This is a genomic window from Streptomyces sp. NBC_00038, from assembly GCF_026343635.1.
In the GTDB taxonomy this organism is placed as follows: Bacteria; Actinomycetota; Actinomycetes; order Streptomycetales; family Streptomycetaceae; genus Streptomyces.
Genome location: NZ_JAPELQ010000001.1, coordinates 641,112 through 661,330, shown reverse-complemented (window position 1 = coordinate 661,330; position 20,219 = coordinate 641,112). Strand labels below are relative to the sequence as shown.

Sequence of the window (20,219 nt, the reverse complement as noted above, 5' to 3'; positions counted from 1 at the left end):
ACCCTCAGGCCGTCCGGGTCTCAGTGCTGCTGAGCCTTCTGCGGCGTCGCCTCGCTGGGCCGTACGACGACGTACCCCTCGCCCTCCAGCTTGAGCTGCACGGCCTCGCCGGACCCGCCGCGGATCATCGAGCCGATCGACTGCGAACGGTGCAGCGAGGTATGGAGATTGGCGGTCCAGCCGACGATCGCGTCCGTGTCGACGAACACCGGCTGCTGTGGTGAGACGGGGATGACCAGCGGGTTCCCCTCGCAGACAAGACCCAGACTGCCATGGCCGGTGAAGACGCTGTTGAAGAGGCCGCCGCCCGAGATGCCCGCGCCCTTCACGGTCTTTATCTCGTACGACACGGTGGCGTCGAAGCACAGCACATTGCGCCCGTTGACGGTGAACACGTCACCCGGCTCGATGTCGACGATGAAGCAGTTCTGTGCCTCGTGCGCGAACCAGGCCTCGCCCTGCCCGCGGACGGTCATCAGCGGCAGCCCCTCACCGGTGACGGCCCGTTTGAGCATGCCGCCCACGCCCTGGCTCTTGCGCTCGAACTGCAGATTCCCCCGGTAGGCGATCATCGCCCCCTGGCGTGCGAACATGTCGCCGCTGACGGCGTACTTGATCGACTTGGCGTTCTGGATGGTCATGCCCGGCGCGACGGCGGACTGCACCATGTGGTCACTGGAAAAGAGATCACCCTTCATGCGGGCATCTTGGCCCGGAGGGTTGAGTTCCGCCAGGATCTAGGCGACTTGGAGATACGTGAAAGGCCGGCCCGGGGCAACCGGACCGGCCTCGCACGGGAGTTGTCAGGCGGCGGCGGGCGTGCCGGCCTGGCCGAAGAGGGCGTGAATGACCTCGGTGAGCTGAGCGGCGACCTCGGTGTCGTCGACCGGGTGGGTGTCGGCGAAGCGGGTCACGGAGCCCGGGATGGACAGCTTGACGTCCTCGAGGACGGTGCCGCCGGCGATGCCCACGGCCTTGCGGGCCTCGTCCTGCGCCCACACGCCGCCGAACTGGCCGAACGCGGTACCGACCACGGCGGCCGGCTTGCCGGTGAAGGCGCCGGCGCCGTACGGGCGGGACAGCCAGTCGATGGCGTTCTTGAGCACGGCCGGAATCGTGCCGTTGTACTCCGGCGAGAAGAGGAGGAAGGCGTCGGCGCGGCCCGCGGCCTCACGCAGACGGGCAGCAGCGGCGGGCACGCTGCCCTCGACGTCGATGTCCTCGTTGTAGAAGGGGATCTCGGCCAGGCCCTCGAAGAGCGCCACCTCGGCGCCCTCGGGCGCGAGCTTGACGGCCGCCTCGGCGAGCTGGCGGTTGTGGGAGCCGGCGCGCAGGCTGCCGACGAGAGCGAGGATCTGTACGGACATGGATAACTCCCGAAGCTGAAACATTGCGGCAACAAAGCGGACCGAGGTCCGTTTAAATTTGTACCACTGAAGCGGACCGCAGTCCAGTTGTCCCTGTCTGCCGTTACGCTGCATTCATGTCGACCCCTCTGCCGCCCTTCCCGAAGCGACAGGAACCGTCCGGCGAGCCGGTTCTCATGGAGCTCGAGCCCCCGGGTGGCGCCCCGCAGCTGCGCGCCGACGCGGCGCGCAACCGCGCGCGTCTGCTGGAGGCCGCCGCCCGGCTGGTGGAGGAGCGCGGGGTGGCCAACGTGACGATGGAGGCCGTCGCCTGCGCGGCATCGGTCGGCAAAGGGACCGTCTTCCGGCGGTTCGGCGACCGCACCGGCCTGCTGATGGCGCTCTTGGACCACACCGAGCAGCAGTTCCAGGCCGCGTTCCTCAGCGGCCCGTCCCCGATGGGCCCCGGCGCCTCACCGGTGGAGCGTCTGCATGCCTTCGGTATCGGCGCCCTGCGCCAGATGTCCGACCAGCTCGACCTGTACCTCGCCGCCGAATCGGACGTCACCCGCCGCTTCAGCCTGGCTCCCTACCGCGTCCGCCTCATGCATGTAGCGATGCTGCTCCGCCAGGCGGTCCCGGCCGCGGACACCGAGCTCATCGCCCAGACGCTGATGGGATATCTGGAGCCGGCCCTGATCAACCACCTGACCCGCCAGTGCGGCATGCCGCTCGAACGCCTGGAGTCCGGCTGGCACGACCTGGTGAACCGGAGCACCGCCACCGTCTGATAGCGGTACCCCGCGGCTCGGGAGGACAATACGGGCATGGCGCATCGCCTAGACGACGTGAGCGGGCCTGCCCAGGTGGCCGGGGCAGGTGAGGGCATCAGCGGGCAGGAGCTGGCCCTCGCCGCCCGCAATCACGGGCTGCCGCTGGAGGCCCTGCGGTACGACGTGACCCCTCCGGGGCTGCACTACGTACTGACGCACTACGACATCCCGTACACCGAAGACTCCTCGTGGCGACTGGACCTCGGGGGCCGGGTGCGGCAGCCGCTGGTACTCACAATGGACGAGCTGAAGTCGTATCCCGCGGTGACGCAGCGGGTGACCATGGAGTGCGCGGGCAATGGCCGGGCCCTGCTGACGCCGCGGCCGGTGAGTCAGCCGTGGCTGGTCGAGGCGGTCGGTACGGCGGAATGGACCGGCGTGCCGCTGCGGGTGCTGCTCGCCGAGGCCGGAGTCGGGGCCGGGGCGGTGGACGTGGTGTTCACCGGCGCCGACCACGGGGTCGAGCGAGGCATCGAGCAGGACTACCAGCGTGCGCTTCCGCTGGACGTGGCCACCGGCGGTGAGCCCGAGGTTCTGGTCGCGTACGAGATGAACGGCGCCCCGCTGCCTCCGCAGCACGGGCGTCCGCTGCGACTGGTGGTGCCCGGCTGGTACGGCATGGCGCACGTGAAGTGGCTGCGCGACATCACGGTGACCGACACACCGTTCACCGGCTTCCAGCAGGCCGTGGCCTACCGGCTACGCCAGGACGCCGGGGAGGAGGGCGAACCGGTCACCAGGATCGCCCCGCGCGCCCTGCTGGTCCCGCCCGGCTTCCCGGACTTCATGTCCAGGGCGCGGGTGGTGCGGCCCGGCGCCGTGCCGCTGGAGGGACGGGCCTGGTCCGGACGCGCGCCGGTCGCCCGGGTCGAGGTGAGCACGGACGACGGACGCACGTGGTACGAGGCGGAGTTGGACCCGGCCGGCAAGCACCGCTGGTCCTGGCGGACTTGGCGCTTCCCGTGGACGGCCACGCCCGGCAGTCATGTACTCGGCGCGCGGGCCACCGATGCGGAGGGGCACACGCAGCCGCTGGATCAGCCGTGGAACCGGGGAGGCTTCGCGGTCAACCTCGTCCAGCGGGTTCCCGTTCTCTGCGTGGCCCCTGACTGAACCCCCGTACGGACGGCCGGAGTCGCACAAGCACCCCGGCCGCCCGGAGGCCCCGTCAGCTGAACGGGTCCAGGGTGATGTAGGCCTGTTGCGGATTGCCGTCGTGCACGAGCGACTCGTGGGCACCGACGTCGTCGAAGGCGAACGCGTAGGCCTTGCCGTCGGCCATCTGCGCGTGGATCTTGCGGGCGTAGTGGTTGGTCACCGTGTCCAGGTAGAAGTTCGCCGAACTGGCGTCCGGCTGGTTGGGGTTGACCAGGAGCGTGGAGCGGTTGAAGCCCGCGCACAGGGTGCGTGAAATCGGGCCGCGCACCAGGTCGTTGGGGGCGTCGAGGAGCTTGTAGCAGCCGAAGATGCTGTCGGCGTCAGGCTTCTGGAAGCTGGTGACGACCGCTCCGGCGCTGTTGGTGAAGTTCATGACGTTCCCTGAGACCCGGCCGAAGTACTTCGTGTTCGGCTGGTCGGTGAACGGAGTCACCGTCAGCGTCGACGAACTGTACTTCGTCCACACGCGGTTGATGTAGTCGTTCATGACCGTGCTGGGCAGCGCGCCCACCTGGACTCCGTGACCGGGGGCGAGGGCCCGCAGGACGGTGCCGTCCGGCTTGGTCTGGATCAGGTTCGCCCAGCCGCCCGGCTGTCCCCGCAGAGCGCTGAAGAACCCGTTGTACCCGCCCGCTTTGAGGTGACCGGTGTTCTTCGTCGTCCCGTCGGCGAGCTGGACTCCGACGGCGTACGGGGCCGAGAACATGTCCACCTGCGTGCTGTTGATCCACAGACCGGCGTCGTTGAGCGTGTACTCGGACCAGTTGAACAGGATGTTGCGGTTCGGGTCGCTCGGATTCTGCACGGCCGGCTGCACCAGACCGCCGGTGGTGAGCCGGAAGTCGAGCTTCTGACCGTAGGAGAAGTAGACCCGGCCGGAGAACTTGGGCATCCGGATCGTTTTCGACTGCCCGTTCGCCGGTCCGGCGATCGACGCGTCGGGCGCGGGCGTCGGCGGATTGCCGCCGGCGGGCCAGGCGTGGAACGTGCCGTTCGCGTCTGCCCAGCCCTGCTGTCCGGTCGTCAGCAGGGTTCCGAGGTTGTAGATGTAGACCGCGTCGCCGCGGGCCGAGTTGTTGGTGATCTTCAACGGGATGGTCGCCGGGACGGCGGCCTCGGCCCCCGACGGGGCCCCAAACGTGAACAGGGCCGCGGCGAGGGTGGCCGCGGCCACCATCATGGACCGCCATCTGAGTTTTCCGAGCACGCTCTTCCTCCTTCGGGTGGGGGCCTCCGGTCTTTCTGAGAGCGCTCTCAGAATTCCGCCGGGTTGCGTACATGTCAACGCTTTCTGCAGTACTGGTCTGGTCCAATTTCGAGTCGGTCGGTTCGCGTCCCATCCCGGACAGGAAGCGGCACCGCGGTCGTCCGAAGAGCGGCCCGGCACTCCAATGGGCCCGCGCCGTTCGCGCCGCCCGGCCTCGGCGCCGAGCATGGGGGAGTCCCGTACGGCAGGAAGAGGACGAGCCCCCATGACCAGACGCATCCCCTCCGGCACCGGCCGATCGAGCCGATCACGCAGGACCGCCGCCCTCCTGGCCACGCTCGCTTGCGGCGCCGCGCTCGTCTCGTGCAGCACGGACAGCGGCAACGACAGCGGTACCTCCGTCAGCCCGCGCCCCACCGCGCCGAACGAGTCCTCCTTCACCGGAACGGCGCCGTCAGCGCTCGCCTCGGCCGGCGCCTCGGTCATCGATTCCGCGCGTGCCTCCGCGTCGGCGGCGGCCTCGTCCGTATCGGCCGCGGCATCCGAGTTCGCGGCCTCCGTCTCGGCCGACACTGCGCGGGCCAGTAAGGCGGCGGAGGCGGAGCTGAAGAACGTGCAGGGCTCCGGCAACGCGACGTCGGAAGTCGCCATCACCGGGTTGCCCAGAGCGCAGACCGGCGGACTCCTCGCCGTGCTCGTCGCCATCACCAACAAGACCGACACGAAGGCCTCGTACGCCGTACAGGTCGACTTCGAGGACTCCGACGGCAAGGTCGTGGAGACCAGGTTCGTCGGAGCCCAGGACCTGGAACCCGGCAAGCGGGCCGAGCCCGTCGCCATCAGCAGGTCGCCCGTCGAACCCAAGCTGACCGCTCGGCTGGCCAAGGCCCAGCGATACTGACGCGGCGCCCGGCTCGCCGCCCCGCCCCGGTCGGCGGAGCATTGAGGCATGGGCATGGCCGCAATCCCTGAGCAGCGGAGCGTGGGCGGGGCCGGCAGAGGGATGCGCGCGGTGCGCCTGGTGGCCTGGGTGCTGGCCGTCCTGTGCGTCGTGATCGTGACGGCGACGGCGACCGCCCGCTCCACCGTTCTCAACGCCGGCTTCTACCGCAGCGCACTCGACGACCAGCACGCGTACGACCGGGTGTTCGATCAGGTGCTCGTCGACCCCGCGGTCGCGCCGGTCACCCGCGACCTGCTCGGGCAGCTGCCCGTTCCGGAAGCGCTCGTCACGTCCAACCTGAAGACGGTCCTGCCGCCCGAGACACTTCGCGCGCTCGTAGACGCACAGGTCCGGCACCTCATCTCCTACCTGCGCGGCGACGAGAATCCGCTGAGCCTCTCGGTCGACCTGAGACCTCTGACCGCCAACATCGGGGACGTGGCCCAGATCTACTTCGGTGATCTGGTCGCCTCGCTCCAGGAGCGGCCGGTGGCCGACTTCGCACAGTTCCGGGCGAACCTCGGCCAGGCCATGGACCGGCTGGCCAAGGGGCAGCCACCTGCCTGGCTGCCCGCGCTCTCCCTCTCCGAGGAGCAGGCGGCTGCCGCCACCGAGACACTCCTGGGGCTCGTGCCGCCGGGCGAGCGCTCCGCGCTGCGCCCCGACATCGAGGTGGCGCTGGAGAACGGGAACGTCGCCGGGGCGCTCGCCGCCGTCGGGCCCGTGGCCTTCTCCGACCGGACCCGCGAAGCCGCGGACCATCTGCGAGGCGTCGCCGACGGCGACACCTGGAACATCTCCGCCGACATCGACGAGACCGACGGGACGCTCCAGCACGTTCGCGCCGTGACCCGACTCGCCCTGGACGTCGTGGAACCACTGGCCCTGCTGCTCGCCGCCGCCTCCCTCGCCGTGCTCTGGTTCACCGGGCCGAAGAGCGTGCCACGGCGACTGCGGCAACTGGGCTGGGCGCTCGCGGCCGGTGGCCTGGTCGCCGCCCTGGCCGCGCTGATCCTCGGCCTCGTGACCGGCCGTCAGGTCGTGGGCACCCCCGCCTCCTGGCCCGAAGCGGTGTCGCGCCTGGTCGACGACGTGCAGAGCGCCGCGTTCGACCGCCTGCTGACCGTGGCCGCGACGACAGCCCTGGTGCCCATCACCGCGGGCACCCTCCTGGTCGCCCTCGCCTGGGCGGCCGAGCGGCGCCCGGAACCGTTCGCCACACGCCGCGCGCAACTCGCCCCGGCGCTCGGAGTCACGGCCGTCGCCCTTGCAGGCGTCGCGCTGGTCCCGCTCGCCTTCGCCGGCCAGAGCGCCCGCGTCTGCCAGGGCAGCGCCAGGCTGTGCGACCTGCCCTACGACGAACTCGCCCAGGTCACCTCGCACAACGCCATGTCGACGACGGCCGACCGATTCATCGGCCCGCTCCAGGACCCCGACATCTCCGGCCAACTGAACGACGGCGTACGGGCGTTGCAGATCGACACCTACCACTGGGAACGCCCCGAGGACATCACCCGGCGACTGGCCGAATCCGACTTCCCGCCCGAGCTGCGCGCGCAGATCGAGGACGCGGTCAACCGGTTCAACCCGCCCCGCGAGGGGCCGTGGCTGTGTCACTCGGTGTGCCGGGCGGGCGCCCTTGAACTGGTGCCCACGCTGCGGGAGGTGGGGGACTGGCTGCGCGCCCATCCGTCCGAGGTCCTGACCCTGATCGTGCAGGACGACATCAGCGGTACCGACACCGCGGACGCCGTACAACAGGCCGGTTTGAAGGACCTGTTGTACACCCCGGACCAGGATCCGAACCGCCCCTGGCCCACCCTCGGCGAGATGATCGAAGACGACCACCGCCTCGTCGTCTTCGCGGAGCGGGCCGACGGACCGGCGCCCTGGTACCGGAACTTCTACCGGTACGGGATGGAAACCCCCTTCGCCTTCCGGGCCCCGCAGGACATGACCTGCGAACCGCACCGGGGAGGCACCGGCAAACGGCTCTTCCTCCTCAACCACTTCATCACCATCGACGGCGGCAGCCGACTGGACGCGGGGCAGGTCAACCGGCGTGAGGACGTGCTGGAGCGCGTCCACGTCTGCGAGCGGCAGCGCGGCCGGCCGGTCAACTTCGTCGCCGTGGACTACACCACGATCGGGGACACGGAAGGCGCCGTGGACGCGCTCAACGCCGAGCGCGCCCAGGGCCGTTGAGAAGCCTTACGCCTCCGGCTCCCGCACCAGGTGCAGCGCGGCGCTGGACCAGTCACCCCGGGGCAGCTCGACGTGCAGCCCGTACTCGCCGAGTACCGAGGCGTGGTGCACGGCACCGGTGCGGGCGTCGCGGTAGCGGGCCCCGGGGGCCAGACCGCGGAGCCGGACCGGGACCTGCGCGGCGCCGTGCCGCGAGGTGCGCCGGTACGCGAGGAGCAGGGTCTCCGAGGCGTCGGCGGCGGTGTACTGCACCACGGAGACGGCGTCCTCGGCCGGTGGCGACAGACGGTCGAGCCTGCCGTGCTGCACGAGGTGGCGCACCTGCTTGTACTCGGCCACCAGGGCGGCGCCCTCGCGCAGTTCCTCCTCGGACCAGTGGGTGAGATCGCCCCCGATGCCCAGGGCGCCGGCCATCGCCACATGGAAACGGAAGCGCAGCGGAACCGTCCGCCCGGTGAGCTGGTTCGGCACGTCCGTCACCCACGAGCCCATCGTGCGCGCGGGATAGACCTGGCCGTAACCGTGCTGGATCCCCATCCGGTCGGCGGCGTCGGTGTTGTCCGACGCCCACGCCTGGTCCGTACGGGACAGGATGCCCAGGTCGACCCGGCCGCCGCCGCCGCTGCACGACTCGATCCGCAGTGCCGGATGGTCCGCGCGGAGGCGGTCGATGACGCCGTACAGGTTGCGTACGTACTGCGGTCCGAGGCGGTCGGCGCCGTCCTGCTGCCCGGGCCAGCCGGCCTCACTGAACGCCCGGTTCATGTCCCACTTGAGGAAGTCGATGCCGTGGTCGCCGACGAGCCGGGTCAGCCAGTCGTACGCCCAGTCCGCGACATCGCGGCGGGCGAAGTTGAGGACCAGCTGGTTGCGCAGTTCGGAGCGGGGGCGGTCGGGGAAGTGCAGTACCCAGTCCGGGTGTTGGCGGTAGAGGTCGCTGTCCGGATTGACCATCTCGGGCTCCACCCAGAGGCCGAATCCCATCCCCAGCCGGTGCACCGAGTCGACCAGCGGCGTCAGCCCGTTGGGGAAGCGGTCCGGTGAAGGCGTCCAGTCACCGAGTCCCGCCCGGTCGCTGCGGCGCGCCCCGAACCAGCCGTCGTCGACGACGTACAGCTCGACCCCGAGCTCCGCGGCCCGTTCGGCGAGCGCCTTCTGGCTGACCTCGTCGACGTCGAAGCCCGTCGCCTCCCAGGAGTTGTACAGCACCGGAGCGACCTCGTCCGGATGCGGCAGGACATGCGCGATGGTGTACGCGTGCCAGGCTCGGCTGGCCGCGCCGAAGCCGCCGTCGGTGCACAGACCCGCGAACGGGGGAGTGGCGAACTCCTCGCCCGGCGCGAGCGGCACATTCGTACCGTCGTGGCCGACGCCGCCGGTGAATCCGGCCCGGCCGTCGGGGGTGCGCTGCGCGGTGATCCGCCAACTCCCGCTCCAGGCAAGGGTGGCGCTCCACACCCGGCCGTGCTCCTCCGTGGCCTCGCCCGCGTCGAGCATCACCCACGGGTTGGCGTGGTGGCTGGTGATCCCGCGACGACTCGTCAACACGGTCTCGCCGTACGGCAGTTGTTCCCGGCGCAGCTGGCTCTCGGCGCACCACTGGCCGGTGACGTGGCTGAGGCGGTAGTCCCGCAGGGGTGGCAGCGCCCACGCGGCGGAGTCGGTGCGCAGCAGGGTGACGGGCTCGTCACCGGCGTTGCGGACCACGGTCCAGCGCTCGATGACGTCCGAGTCGCCGTGCACTCGGTAGTGGAGTGTGACATCCAGGGGGTAGTTGCGGTCGCGGAAGCCCAGTTCCAGCTTGTCGTCACTGACGCGCCGGCCGGTGGGCTGCCACTCGAAGGCGCGTGACCCATCCGTGAACCGGACCTGGAGCGACGGCGGCCCGTAGCGCGTCCCGCCGTCGACGGGAAGCTCCTCCCTGACAGGGGAAATGCCCTCGAAGCTGCTGGCCGCGGGAGCCTCGGGTACGACGAGCGCCTCTGCCTCCGCGAGCGTAAGCCGTGGGCCCCATGCGAGGTGGCAGGGCGTCCCGGTCTCGTCGACTCTCAGCGCGTACGACGTGTTCGGTGTGGCCAGCAGATAGACCCCGGAGTCCGGGGCGAAGGAGATCATCGACAGGGGTCCTCACGTTCCAGTTGTGCACGAGATGGTCGAAAGCCAACCCCGACCTTCGATCATGTGTCAACACCTCGCCCATATCTGTCTTTTGCAGGCGGCATGCCCTTCAGGGAAGGTGCCCAAGTTAATCCTGCTTATTTTATTGACAGCAGAAAATAAGGGACTTAGGTTCCGGCCATGCGCTCGACCAGTCGAACAGAGGCGTTCCCGGCCCACACGCCGGCCGTCTCCCAGATCTTCACCACCGTGCTGTCCCACGGCCCGCTCACGCGGTCGGAGATAGCGGGGCGAACCCAGCTGTCCGCGGCGGCGGTCACCAAGGCGGTCCGGCCTCTGATCGAGGCCGGTTACCTCCAGGAGGACGTCGACGAGGAGGCGCGGCAGTCGTCCCTCGGCAGGCCGGCCAACCCGGTGCTGGTCGACGGAGGCAGGGCGCTGTTCATCGGGGTCAAGGTGACGGGCGACGAGCTCATCGCGGTACTCACGGACCTGTGCTGTCGCATCAGGGTCGCCCGGCATGTGCCGCTCACCACGCGTGACCCCAAGGCGGTGCTGGCCTCGATCGCCGGGCTGGTGCAGGAGTTGCTGACGGAGGCCGACGGCTTCGGGGTCCAGGTACAGGGCCTGGGCATCGCGGTCTCGGGCGATGTGGACCGTGCCGCCGGCGTGGTGCGGTACTCACCCTTCCTGGAGTGGCGCGACGTGCCGCTCGCCGAACTGGCGGGGATGACGACGGGGCTGCCGGTCACCGTCGACAACGACGTCCGGGCGCTGACCGTCGCCGAGCAGTGGTTCGGCGCCGGAGTGGGCCTCTCCGACTTCGCCGTGGTGACCGTCGGCGCCGGTATCGGCTGCGGCCTCGTGGTGCACGGGCAGGTGGTGTCCGGGGCGTACGGCGTGGCCGGGGAGATCGGGCACGTCGCCATCGATCCGGCCGGCCCCCTCTGCCACTGCGGCAACCGGGGCTGTGTGGAGGCGATCGCGGCGGACTCGGCGATCGTCAGCAGGGTCCGGGAGGTGACCGGCGTCCAGGTCGCCGATGCCGCCGAGGCCCTGGACCTCGCCCATGACGGTGACCCCGGTGCGCGGGAGGTGTACGCGCGGGCGGGCGAGGCGATCGGCCGCGGCATCGCGACCGTGGCCAATCTGCTCGGTCCCGAGCGGGTGATCATCTCCGGTGAAGGCCTTGCGGCGTACGACCTGTTCGCCGAGCAGATCCGTGACGCCTTCGCCGCGGCCGCGTTCGGATCGGCCGCGCGGTGCGACGTACAGACCCGCCCGCTGCCCTTCGAGGAGTGGGCGCGCGGGGCCGCGGCCACCGCGATCCAGTCCTTCATCCGAGCCGACACGAACTGACCGTCGGACGCGTCCAGACCCGTTCCCAAATGCACTGATACGCACTGAAACGCACGAGGAGTAGCTATGACGCAGCAGAGCCGCAACCCCTTGGCTGCGCGTGGGCCAAGCCGCCGCAGAGTGACCGGCGGGCTGTTCGGACTTGGGGCCGCCGCGCTGGCCGCGCCCGTTCTGACCGCGTGCGGCGGGGGACCGGCAGCCGACCCGAAGACGGTCACCTTCGGATCCAACGGCGCCGACGCCACCCCGAAGAAGGCCTACAAGACCGTCACCGACGCTTTCACCAAGGACAGCGGGCTGACGGTCAAGACGAACACCGTCGACCACGACACCTTCCAGAAGAGCATCACCACCTATCTGCAGGGCACCCCGGACGACGTCTTCACCTGGTTCGCCGGCTACCGCATGCAGTACTTCGCCAAGAAGAACCTCGCCACCCCGATCGACGACGTGTGGGACAAGATAGGCGGCGGCTTCAGCGACGCCGCCAAGCAGCTCTCCAAGGGCGAGGACGGCAAGTACTACTTCGTGCCGCTGTACAACTACCCGTGGGGCGTCTTCTACCTCAAGAGCGTGTTCGAGGAGCGCGGCTACGAAGTCCCGCAGAAGTGGAGCGATTTCGTCGCGCTCGCCAAGAAGATGAAGGCGGACGGCCTCTCCCCGATCACCTCCGGATACGGCGGCGGCGACACCTGGAGCATCCTCGGCGCCTTCGACTACATCGACCTGCGGGCCAACGGCTACGACTTCCACATGTCCCTGCTGCGCGGCGAGACCTCCTGGACCGACAAGCGCGCCGTCGCCATCCTCGACACCTGGCGTGAACTGACCCCCTACTACCAGGCGAGCGGCGGCGGCCGCTCCTGGCAGGACGCCGCGCAGTCCCTGATCGACAAGAAGTCCGGCATGTCGGTCACCGGCCTCTTCATCGGCCAGCAGATCACCGACGAGGCGGTCCGCAGCGACCTCGACTTCTTCCCCTTCCCCGAGATCGACTCCGCGTACGGGCAGGACGCAGTCGAGGCGCCCACCGACGGGTTCATGCTCAGCAAGAGCCCCAAGAACGAGGACGGCGCCAAGAAGTTCCTGGAGTACCTCGGCGGCGCGCAGGCCGAAGAGCTGTACGCGGGCGTCGACCCGAGCAACCTCGGCGTCAACGACGAGACCTCCACCACCGCGTACAACGCCCTGCAGAAGAAGTCGGCCGATCTCATCGGCTCCGCCAAGAACATCAGCCAGTTCGCGGACCGCGACAGCGACCCGGGCTTCATCTCCACCGTCGTACTCCCCGGCCTGACCGAGTGGCTCAGCCACCCCGACGACGGCACCGAGACGCTGAAGAAGATCGAGTCCCAGCGCTCGCGCTACTTCACGGCCTGACCAGGACCGGAAAGGTCTCACGCACCGTGTCCTCCCTCCCCTCACCCCGTACAGTCCGCAAACGCGCCCGCAGCCTCGGCCGCGGTGACCGGATCTTCCTCACCGTCATCATCGGCATCCCCCTTGCCGCGCTGCTCTTCTTCGTCTGGCTGCCCGCACTGGCCTCGCTCGCGCTGTCCTTCACCACCTGGGACGGCATCGAACTGGCCGACATCCACTGGATCGGCCTGGAGAACTACAAGGAGATCTTCACCAACTACCCGCCGTTCTGGCCCGCGGTGCAGCACAACGTGATCTGGCTGCTGTTCACGGCACTGCTGCCCACGCCGTTCGGCATCTTCCTCGCCTACCAGCTGGACCGGAAGATCCGATTCACGAAGTTCTACCAGACCGCGATCTTCCTGCCGATGGTGCTCTCGCTGGCCGTCGTCGGCTTCATCTGGGAGATCATCTACAACCCGGACACGGGACTTCTCAACGGCATCCTGAACGCCGCCGGAGACGGCAACCACATCGACTGGCTCGGCAACCCCGACCTCAACCTGTGGGCCGTGCTAGTCGCTTCGGCCTGGCGGCACACCGGCTACATCATGATCCTCTACTTGGCAGGCCTGAAGGGCTTCGATCCGGCGCTCAAGGAAGCAGCGGCCCTCGACGGCGCCAACGGCCGCCAGACCTTCCTGCGCGTGGTCTTCCCGGCCCTGAAACCGGTCAACATCATCATCCTGGTCGTGACGGTCATGGAGTCCCTGCGGGCCTTCGACATCGTGTACGTCCTCGGTGGCGGCGTCGGCAGCAAGCCCGGCATGGAGCTGCTCTCCCTGCTCATCACCGACAACATCATCGGCGAGTCCAGCCACATCGGTTACGGGTCCGCCCTCGCGGTCATCCTGCTCCTGGTCTCCCTTGCCGCCATCGGCACCTTCCTCGTCCAGACCGTCCGCAAGGAGGACCAGTGACCACGACCGTGCCGCGTCCGGCCTCCCGACTGAGGGCCCGGCGCGAATCCCAGTCCCAGGACGGCCCCTCGAAGCCCCGCAGCCAGGCCGGCCGCCACGTGATGCTGGGCGGCATCGCCCTGCTCTGGCTCATCCCGCTGCTGTGGGCGATCTACACCTCGCTGCGTCCGTACTCGGACACCGCGAAGAACGGCTATCTCTCCTGGCCGCACAGCCTGAGCCTCGGCAACTTCACGGACGCCTGGGAGCAGTCCGGGATGCCGCACTTCTTCTGGAACTCGGTCCTCATCACGGTGCCGGCGGTCCTGGGCACCCTGCTGTTCTCGGCGGCGGTCGCCTTCTTCGTCTCCCGCTTCGACTTCCGCTGGAACATCGTCCTGCTGATGCTGTTCACCGCGGGCAACCTGCTGCCGGCGCAGGTTCTCATCACCCCGCTGTACAAGATGTACCTGCTCATCCCGCTGCCCTACTGGATGACCGACTCACTGCTTCTGTACAACTCGATCTGGGGCATCATCTTCATCCACATCGCCTACCAGTGCGGGTTCTGCACCTTCGTACTCAGCAACTACATGAAGACGATCCCCAAGGAGATCTCCGAAGCGGCGCTGGTGGACGGCGCCCCCATCTGGCGGCAGTTCTTCCAGATCATCCTGCCGCTGTGCCGCCCGGCGTTCGCGGCCCTCGCGACACTCGAATCGATCTGGATCTACAACGACTTCTTCTGGCCGCTGGCCCTCATCGAGACCGGCGACAAGCGCCCCATCACCTCAGCCCTGGCCAACCTCCAGGGCGCGTACTTCACCAATCCCAACCTGATCGCGGCCGGTGCGCTGATGACCGCGATCCCGACGCTGCTGGTGTACTTCGCGCTTCAGCGCCAGTTCATCAGCGGACTCACCATCGGCTCCGGAAAGGGCTGAGCCGCCGGAACGCAGGGGCTTGAGCCGCCCCGTGCCCCCAACCGTCCCGTTGACAACGTCGTCCTGGAGGTCGGACCCATGCGGTCATCGTCGTTCTTCACCATGCCCGGAGCCACCTCGCGCTCCGGCCGCCGCGCCATAAGATCCCTGCTCGTCATCGCCCTCACCGCGGGCGTCGCCACAGCCGTCCCGGCGGCTCAGGCGGACACGCCCACCGCGACTCCCGCCGCCACCGCCACCGAGCTGGCCGCCAAGCCCTACATGGGCTGGTCGAGTTGGAGCATGCAGTCCTCGAAGTACCCGGGACTCAATCCGGACGGCGACTACAGCTACCTCACCGAGGCGAACGTCCTGAAGCAGGCGGACGCCCTCGCCTCCAAGCTGAAGAACTACGGCTACGAGTACGTCAACATCGACGCCGGCTGGTGGATGGACAAGAACTGGAAGTCCGGGTTCGACCAGTACGGCCGGCAGACGCCCGACCCGGTCCGGTTCCCCAGCGGCATGAAGTCGGTCGCCGACCACATCCACTCCCTGGGCCTCAAGGCCGGCATCTACCTGCCCGTCGGTCTGGAGAAGGGCGCCTACAACGACGGCAAGACGCCGATCTGGAACGCCGAGAGCTGCACCACGGCCGACATCGTCTACGGCGATCTGCGCACCACCAACGGCTGGGACAGCGCGTACAAGATCGACTTCTCGAAGCCGTGCGCGCAGAAGTACATCGACTCCCAGGCGCAGCTGTTCGCCGACTGGGGCTACGACTTCCTGAAGATCGACGGCGTGGGCCCGGGCTCGTTCAAGTCCGGTGACAACTACAACAACGTCGCCGACGTCGCCGCCTGGCAGAAGGCCATCGCCACCGCCGGTCGCCCGATCCACCTCGAGCTCTCCTGGTCGCTCGACATCAACTACGCCGCGGACTGGAAGAAGTACTCCAACGGCTGGCGGATCGACACCGACATCGAGTGCTACTGCAACACCCTTGTCACCTGGGAGAACTCGGTCGACAACCGGTGGGACGACGCCCCCGCGTGGAGCAACAAGGGGGGCCCGGGCGGCTGGAACGACCTCGACGCCCTCGACGTCGGCAACGGTGAGATGGACGGCCTCACCAAGGCCGAGCGGCAGAGCTACATGACCCTGTGGGCCATCAGCAAGTCGCCCCTCTACACCGGTGACGACCTCACCAAGCTGGACAGCTACGGCGTCTCCCTGCTCACCAACAAGGAAGTCATCGCCGTCGACCAGAGCGCCTCGCCCATCGCGCGTCCGGTCACCACGGTCAACGACCAGCAGGTCTGGGGCACCAAGAACGCCGACGGCAGTTACACCGTCGCCCTGTTCAACCTCGGTGACTCGCCTGCCTCCGTCACCGCCAACTGGGCTTCCTTCGGATTCACCGGCAACGCCTCCGTGCGCGACCTGTGGAACAAGTCGAACCTCGGCACCTACAAGAACAAGATCACCGCGACGCTGCCCGCCCACGGCTCGCGGCTGTTCACCGTCAAGCCCGCCGGCACCACTCTGGCGACCACGAGCTACGAGGCCGAGGACGCGGCCAACACCCTCTCGGGCAACGCCTCCGTGGCCGGCTGCGACGCCTGCTCCGGCGGCAAGAAGGTCGGCAACCTCTACACCGGCGGCAAGCTGCAGATCAACAACGTCACGGTGAAGAAGGACGGGATCTACACCGTCAAGGTCGCGTACGTCAGCGGCGACGCCCGCTCGGTGAACGTCTTCTCCAACAGCGGTAACGGCACCAGCCAGAAGTTCCCCTCCACGGGTGACTGGAGCACGGCCGAGACCGTCAGTGTCCAGCTGGCACTGAAGGCGGGCACCAACACCATCACCTTCGACAGCGGCAGCGGATACGCACCGGACATCGACAAGATCGTCGTCCCGCAGTCCGTCTGAGTTCAGCAGTCTGTCGACCCGCTTCCCGCGGGGCCCGGTGACCTGAACCCGGGCCCCGCGGGGAACCGTCCCAACGCCGACGTCTCCTGCGGTGATTCCCCCCTCAGCCGTTTCCGCAGCGGTCGTCCTCCCACCGGCTGTTCCCGCATGAGCCGTTCCCGCATGAGCCGTTCCCCCGGATATGGAGTGCACAACCGTGGACATCCAGCACACCGAACCCAGCGACAACGCGCCCAGCCGCCGAGGCTTCCTCACCCTCGCCGCCGCTGCCGGCGCGGGCACCGCGCTCGGCATTCTGCCCACCTTCACCGCTTCGGCGGCCCCCCTCCGCCCCACCGAGTCGCCCATGCTCTCCGCGGCCGCCGCCGCCAAGAACGAGCTGTGGTGGCAGGCTCCCGGTTCACCCAACTCGATGATCGAGCAGGGGCTGCCGGTCGGAAACGGGCGCCTGGGGGCGCTCGCGAGCAACGACCCCTCCAGCGAACATCTGGTGATCAGCGACGCCACCCTGTGGACCGGCGGTCTCAACGACAAGCTGGAGAGCGACGGCCAGTTCCCCTACGGCCGCGCCGACTTCGGCTCCCTGACGCTGCTCGCCAAGCTCACCGTGGCCATCCCCGACCACGACCTGGGCAACGTCAACAACTACCGCCGCTCCCTCGACATGGCCCAGGGCCTGATCAGCACCTCGTACGAGATCTCCGGCGTGACCTACCGGCGACAGGTCTTCGCCAGCCGCCCGGACGACGCCATCGTCCTGTACTTCTCCCAGCAGGGCGGCGGCTCCTACACCGGCAGCGTCTCCCTCGCCGGTACCCACGGTGAGTCCACCACCGCCAACAGCGCGGGACGGTACGCCTCGTTCGGCGCCTCCTTCGCCAACGGCCTGAAGTACGGCGCCGCCGTCACCGCCTACAGCGGCAGCGGCCGGGTCCGCGTGGACGGTACGTCGATCTCCTTCAGCGGCTGCAAGGACCTCACCGTCGTGTTCAGCGGCGGCACCAACTACGCGCCCGACGCCGCGGCGAAGTACCGCGACCCGTCCGTGGATCCTCAGCGTCTGGCCAGGACCAAGGTCCTGGACGCGGCCGGCCACTCCGCGAGCACTCTGCTCCACACCCATGTCGCCGACTTCCGCCCCCTGTACGGGCAGCTGGACATCAACCTCGGCACCTCGTCCGCCGCGCAGCGCGAGCTCGACACCTGGGAGCGGCTGCAGGCGCGCTACCGGGACGACGTTCCCGACCCGGAACTCGAGGCGGCCTACCTGCAGTTCAGCCGCTATCTGATGATCTCCGGATCACGGGGCAGCCTGCCGATGGGCCTCCAGGGCCCGTGGCTGGACGGCAACGACCCGGACTGGATGGGCGACTACCACACCGACATCAACATCCAGATGAACTACTGGATGGCGGACCGGGCGGGCCTCTCCGACTGTTTCGACGCCTACACGGACTACTGCATAGCGCAGTTGCCCGACTGGACCGAGGTCACGCAGCGGCTGTTCAACGACTCGACCAACAGGTTCCGCAACACCAGCGGCAAGGTCGCCGGCTGGGCCGTGGCCTTCTCCACCAACCCCTATGGCGGAAGCGGCTGGTGGTGGCACCCGGCCGGCAACGCCTGGCTCGTCCAGAGCCTGTTCGAGCACTACGAGTACACCCAGGACCGCGCCTACCTCAAGAAGATCTACCCCCTGCTCAAGGGAGCCGTGGAGTTCTGGGAGGCCCGCCTCATCACCACGACCGTCACCGACGCGTCCGGGGTCAAGCGCGAGGTCCTGATCGACGACAACGACTGGTCGCCCGAGCACGGCCCGCAGGACGCCAAGGGCCTCACCTATGCCCAGGAACTGGTGTGGGGCCTCTTCGGGAACTTTCACACCGCTTCCGAGCTGCTCGGCAAGGACGCCTCCTACCGGAAGACCATCGACGGTCTGCGCGAGCGCCTCTACCTGCCCGTGGTCAGCCCCACGAGCGGCTGGCTGGAGGAGTGGATGTCGCCCGACAACCTCGGCGAGACCACGCACCGGCACCTGTCCCCGCTCATCAACCTGTTCCCGGGCGACCGGATCCGTCCGGACGAATCGACGCCGAAGGACATCCTGGACGGCGCGACGGCGCTCCTCACCGCGCGCGGTATGGTCAGCTTCGGCTGGGCCCAGGCCTGGCGCGCCCTGTGCTGGGCGAGGTTGAAGGATGCGGACAAGGCGTACCGGCTCGTCGTCAACAACCTGAAGCCGTCGGTCAACGGCAGCAACGGCAGCTCGATGAACCTCTTCGACATCTACGAGGTCGAGCAGGGTCGCGGCATCTTCCAGATCGAGGCCAACTTCGGAACCGCCGCGGCGGTCGTCGAGATGCTGCTCTACTCCCGCCCGGGACACATCGAGCTGCTGCCCGCGCTGCCCGCCGCCTGGGCGGCATCGGGCTCGGTGTCCGGTGTGGGTGTCCGCGGCGGTTTCGTGGCCGACCTCAGCTGGAACAAGGGCAAGGTCACGCAGCTGAAGCTGAAGAGTGTCGGCGGCCGTGCCACGACGCTGGTCGCGGGCGGCGCCTCGCGGAAGATCAGCCTGAAGCCCGGTGAGTCGCTCACGCTGCGGAACCTGGGATGAGGGCCTCCTCATTCCGGCGCCTGGCGACGGCCGTCGCCTCGGCGCTGATCATGGCGGTCTGCGTCCCCCTGGCGTCCGCGTCAGCGGTGCAGCAGTCGCCTGCGCAGCAGGCCCCGACGGGCACCGCGGCGGCCCCGGCCGCCGCGCAGGGCAAGCACTCCGTGGTCACCTGGGGCGCCAGCGCCGACCGGCAGAGCGCCGGGCCCGCCGACCGGAGTTACCGGTTGATCGTGCGCACCAGCGTCGGCGGCACGAACATGCGGATCCGGCTGTCCAACGCCTTCGGCGAGAACCCGGTGACCTTCGCGAGCGCGTACGCGGGGCTGCAGAAGCAGGGTGCGGAGCTGGTCCGAGGCTCCAACCGGCCGCTGTCCTTCGGCGGGGCCGCGTCCGTCACCGTCCCGGCAGGTGAGACCGTGCTCAGCGATCCGCTGCCCGGGAAGGTGGCCGCCCAGAGCAATCTGGTCATCAGCCTGTACGTGACGGGCGCCCAGGGACCGACGACCGGTCACGGCATGGCGATGCAGACCAGCTACGCGACCGCGGGCAACCACGCCGCCGAGGAGGGGGCGACCAGCTGGACCGATCCGATGGGGTCCTGGTACTGGCTGGACGCCGTCAATGTGGAGACCTCCACGTCCATCGGCTCGCTGGTGGCCCTAGGCGACTCCATCACCGACGGCTGGCAGTCCAGCACGGACCTGAACCGGCGCTGGCCCGACTACCTCTCCCGTCGGCTCCAGGCGGCGGACACCCCCGTCAAGGGTGTCGCCAACGAAGGGATCTCCGGGAACAAGGTGCTCGCGGACGGAGCTGGACAGAGTGCGCTGAACCGTCTGCAACGCGATGTGCTCTCCCACCCCGGCGTGCGCACGGTCTTCCTCTTCGAGGGCGTCAACGACATCAAGGCGCACTCGGGAGTCACGGCTCAGGACATGATCGACGGCTATCAGAAGATCATCGATCAGGCCCACGCGGCGGGCAAGTGCGTCGTCGGCTCCACCATCGCCCCCTTCAAGGGCTGGTACGAGTGGGACGCGGCGGCGGAGTCCGTACGCCTGGAGATCAACGAATTCGTCCGGAACAGCGGGGAGTTGGACGCGGTCACCGACTTCGACCAGATCCTGCGCAGCCCCTACGACCACGAAAGGATCTCTCCGTTCTTCGACAACGGCGATCACCTGCACCCCAATGACGTGGGGATGGGGGCGATGGCCGACGCGGTCGACATCGGGAGCCTGGCCTCCTGCTGAGGCC

At 68.8% G+C, this 20,219-nt stretch carries 15 protein-coding genes; 11 read left to right on the top strand and 4 right to left on the bottom strand.

Annotated elements, in window-relative coordinates:
- Window positions 1–20: 20 nt before the first annotated feature.
- Together OG219_RS03150 and OG219_RS03145 are read right to left on the bottom strand one after the other, a co-directional pair.
- Window positions 21–698, bottom strand: coding sequence for an AIM24 family protein (locus OG219_RS03150; RefSeq protein WP_266822601.1), 678 nt, complete (start codon window positions 696–698; stop codon window positions 21–23).
- A 105-nt stretch (window positions 699–803) separates the two neighbouring features.
- Window positions 804–1,367, bottom strand: a complete 564-nt coding sequence (locus OG219_RS03145; RefSeq protein WP_266822599.1) for an NAD(P)H-dependent oxidoreductase — start codon at window positions 1,365–1,367, stop codon at window positions 804–806.
- Window positions 1,368–1,483: 116 nt separating this feature from the next.
- On the opposite strand from OG219_RS03145, the gene OG219_RS03140 reads away from it, so the two are divergent.
- Entirely contained in the window at window positions 1,484–2,137 is a 654-nt protein-coding gene (locus tag OG219_RS03140; protein WP_266822597.1) for a TetR/AcrR family transcriptional regulator, read from the top strand.
- A gap of 36 nt (window positions 2,138–2,173) precedes the next feature.
- On the top strand, window positions 2,174–3,292 hold the full coding sequence (locus OG219_RS03135) for a sulfite oxidase (RefSeq protein ID WP_266822595.1): 1,119 nt from the start codon (window positions 2,174–2,176) through the stop codon (window positions 3,290–3,292).
- A 55-nt stretch (window positions 3,293–3,347) separates the two neighbouring features.
- On the opposite strand, the gene OG219_RS03130 is transcribed toward OG219_RS03135, so the two are convergent.
- On the bottom strand, window positions 3,348–4,514 hold the full coding sequence (locus OG219_RS03130; protein WP_266835982.1) for a glycoside hydrolase family 64 protein: 1,167 nt from the start codon (window positions 4,512–4,514) through the stop codon (window positions 3,348–3,350).
- Window positions 4,515–4,809: 295 nt separating this feature from the next.
- Between OG219_RS03130 and OG219_RS03125 the strand changes: the two genes are divergently transcribed.
- Window positions 4,810–5,445, top strand: a complete 636-nt coding sequence (locus OG219_RS03125) for a hypothetical protein (RefSeq protein ID WP_266822593.1) — start codon at window positions 4,810–4,812, stop codon at window positions 5,443–5,445.
- Window positions 5,446–5,499: 54 nt separating this feature from the next.
- Entirely contained in the window at window positions 5,500–7,692 is a 2,193-nt protein-coding gene (locus OG219_RS03120) for a PI-PLC domain-containing protein (protein WP_266822591.1), read from the top strand.
- A 6-nt stretch (window positions 7,693–7,698) separates the two neighbouring features.
- Here OG219_RS03120 and OG219_RS03115 read toward each other — a convergent pair whose 3' ends face one another.
- The gene (locus tag OG219_RS03115; protein ID WP_266835981.1) at window positions 7,699–9,813 is read right to left on the bottom strand and encodes an alpha-galactosidase; all 2,115 of its coding nucleotides are present in this window, start codon (window positions 9,811–9,813) and stop codon (window positions 7,699–7,701) included.
- Between the two features lie 177 nt (window positions 9,814–9,990).
- On the opposite strand from OG219_RS03115, the gene OG219_RS03110 reads away from it, so the two are divergent.
- The 7 genes from OG219_RS03110 (at window position 9,991) to OG219_RS03080 (ending at window position 20,215) form a co-directional block, all read left to right on the top strand.
- Window positions 9,991–11,169 (top strand): ROK family transcriptional regulator, encoded by a 1,179-nt coding sequence (locus tag OG219_RS03110; RefSeq protein WP_266822589.1) that lies wholly within the window; start codon window positions 9,991–9,993, stop codon window positions 11,167–11,169.
- Between the two features lie 66 nt (window positions 11,170–11,235).
- On the top strand, window positions 11,236–12,549 hold the full coding sequence (locus OG219_RS03105; RefSeq protein ID WP_266822587.1) for an ABC transporter substrate-binding protein: 1,314 nt from the start codon (window positions 11,236–11,238) through the stop codon (window positions 12,547–12,549).
- Window positions 12,550–12,575: 26 nt separating this feature from the next.
- A complete protein-coding gene (locus OG219_RS03100; protein ID WP_266822585.1) occupies window positions 12,576–13,508 on the top strand; it encodes a carbohydrate ABC transporter permease in 933 nt (310 codons plus the stop codon).
- An 8-nt stretch (window positions 13,509–13,516) separates the two neighbouring features.
- Entirely contained in the window at window positions 13,517–14,431 is a 915-nt protein-coding gene (locus OG219_RS03095; RefSeq protein ID WP_266835980.1) for a carbohydrate ABC transporter permease, read from the top strand.
- A 78-nt stretch (window positions 14,432–14,509) separates the two neighbouring features.
- On the top strand, window positions 14,510–16,348 hold the full coding sequence (locus OG219_RS03090) for a carbohydrate-binding protein (protein WP_266822583.1): 1,839 nt from the start codon (window positions 14,510–14,512) through the stop codon (window positions 16,346–16,348).
- A 196-nt stretch (window positions 16,349–16,544) separates the two neighbouring features.
- Window positions 16,545–18,962: a glycoside hydrolase N-terminal domain-containing protein gene (locus tag OG219_RS03085; protein WP_266822581.1), complete on the top strand. Its 2,418-nt coding sequence runs from the start codon at window positions 16,545–16,547 to the stop codon at window positions 18,960–18,962.
- The gene (locus tag OG219_RS03080) at window positions 18,959–20,215 is read left to right on the top strand and encodes an SGNH/GDSL hydrolase family protein (protein WP_266822579.1); all 1,257 of its coding nucleotides are present in this window, start codon (window positions 18,959–18,961) and stop codon (window positions 20,213–20,215) included. Before OG219_RS03085 ends, OG219_RS03080 begins: the two co-directional genes overlap by 4 nt.
- The last annotated feature ends 4 nt before the right edge of the window (window positions 20,216–20,219 follow it).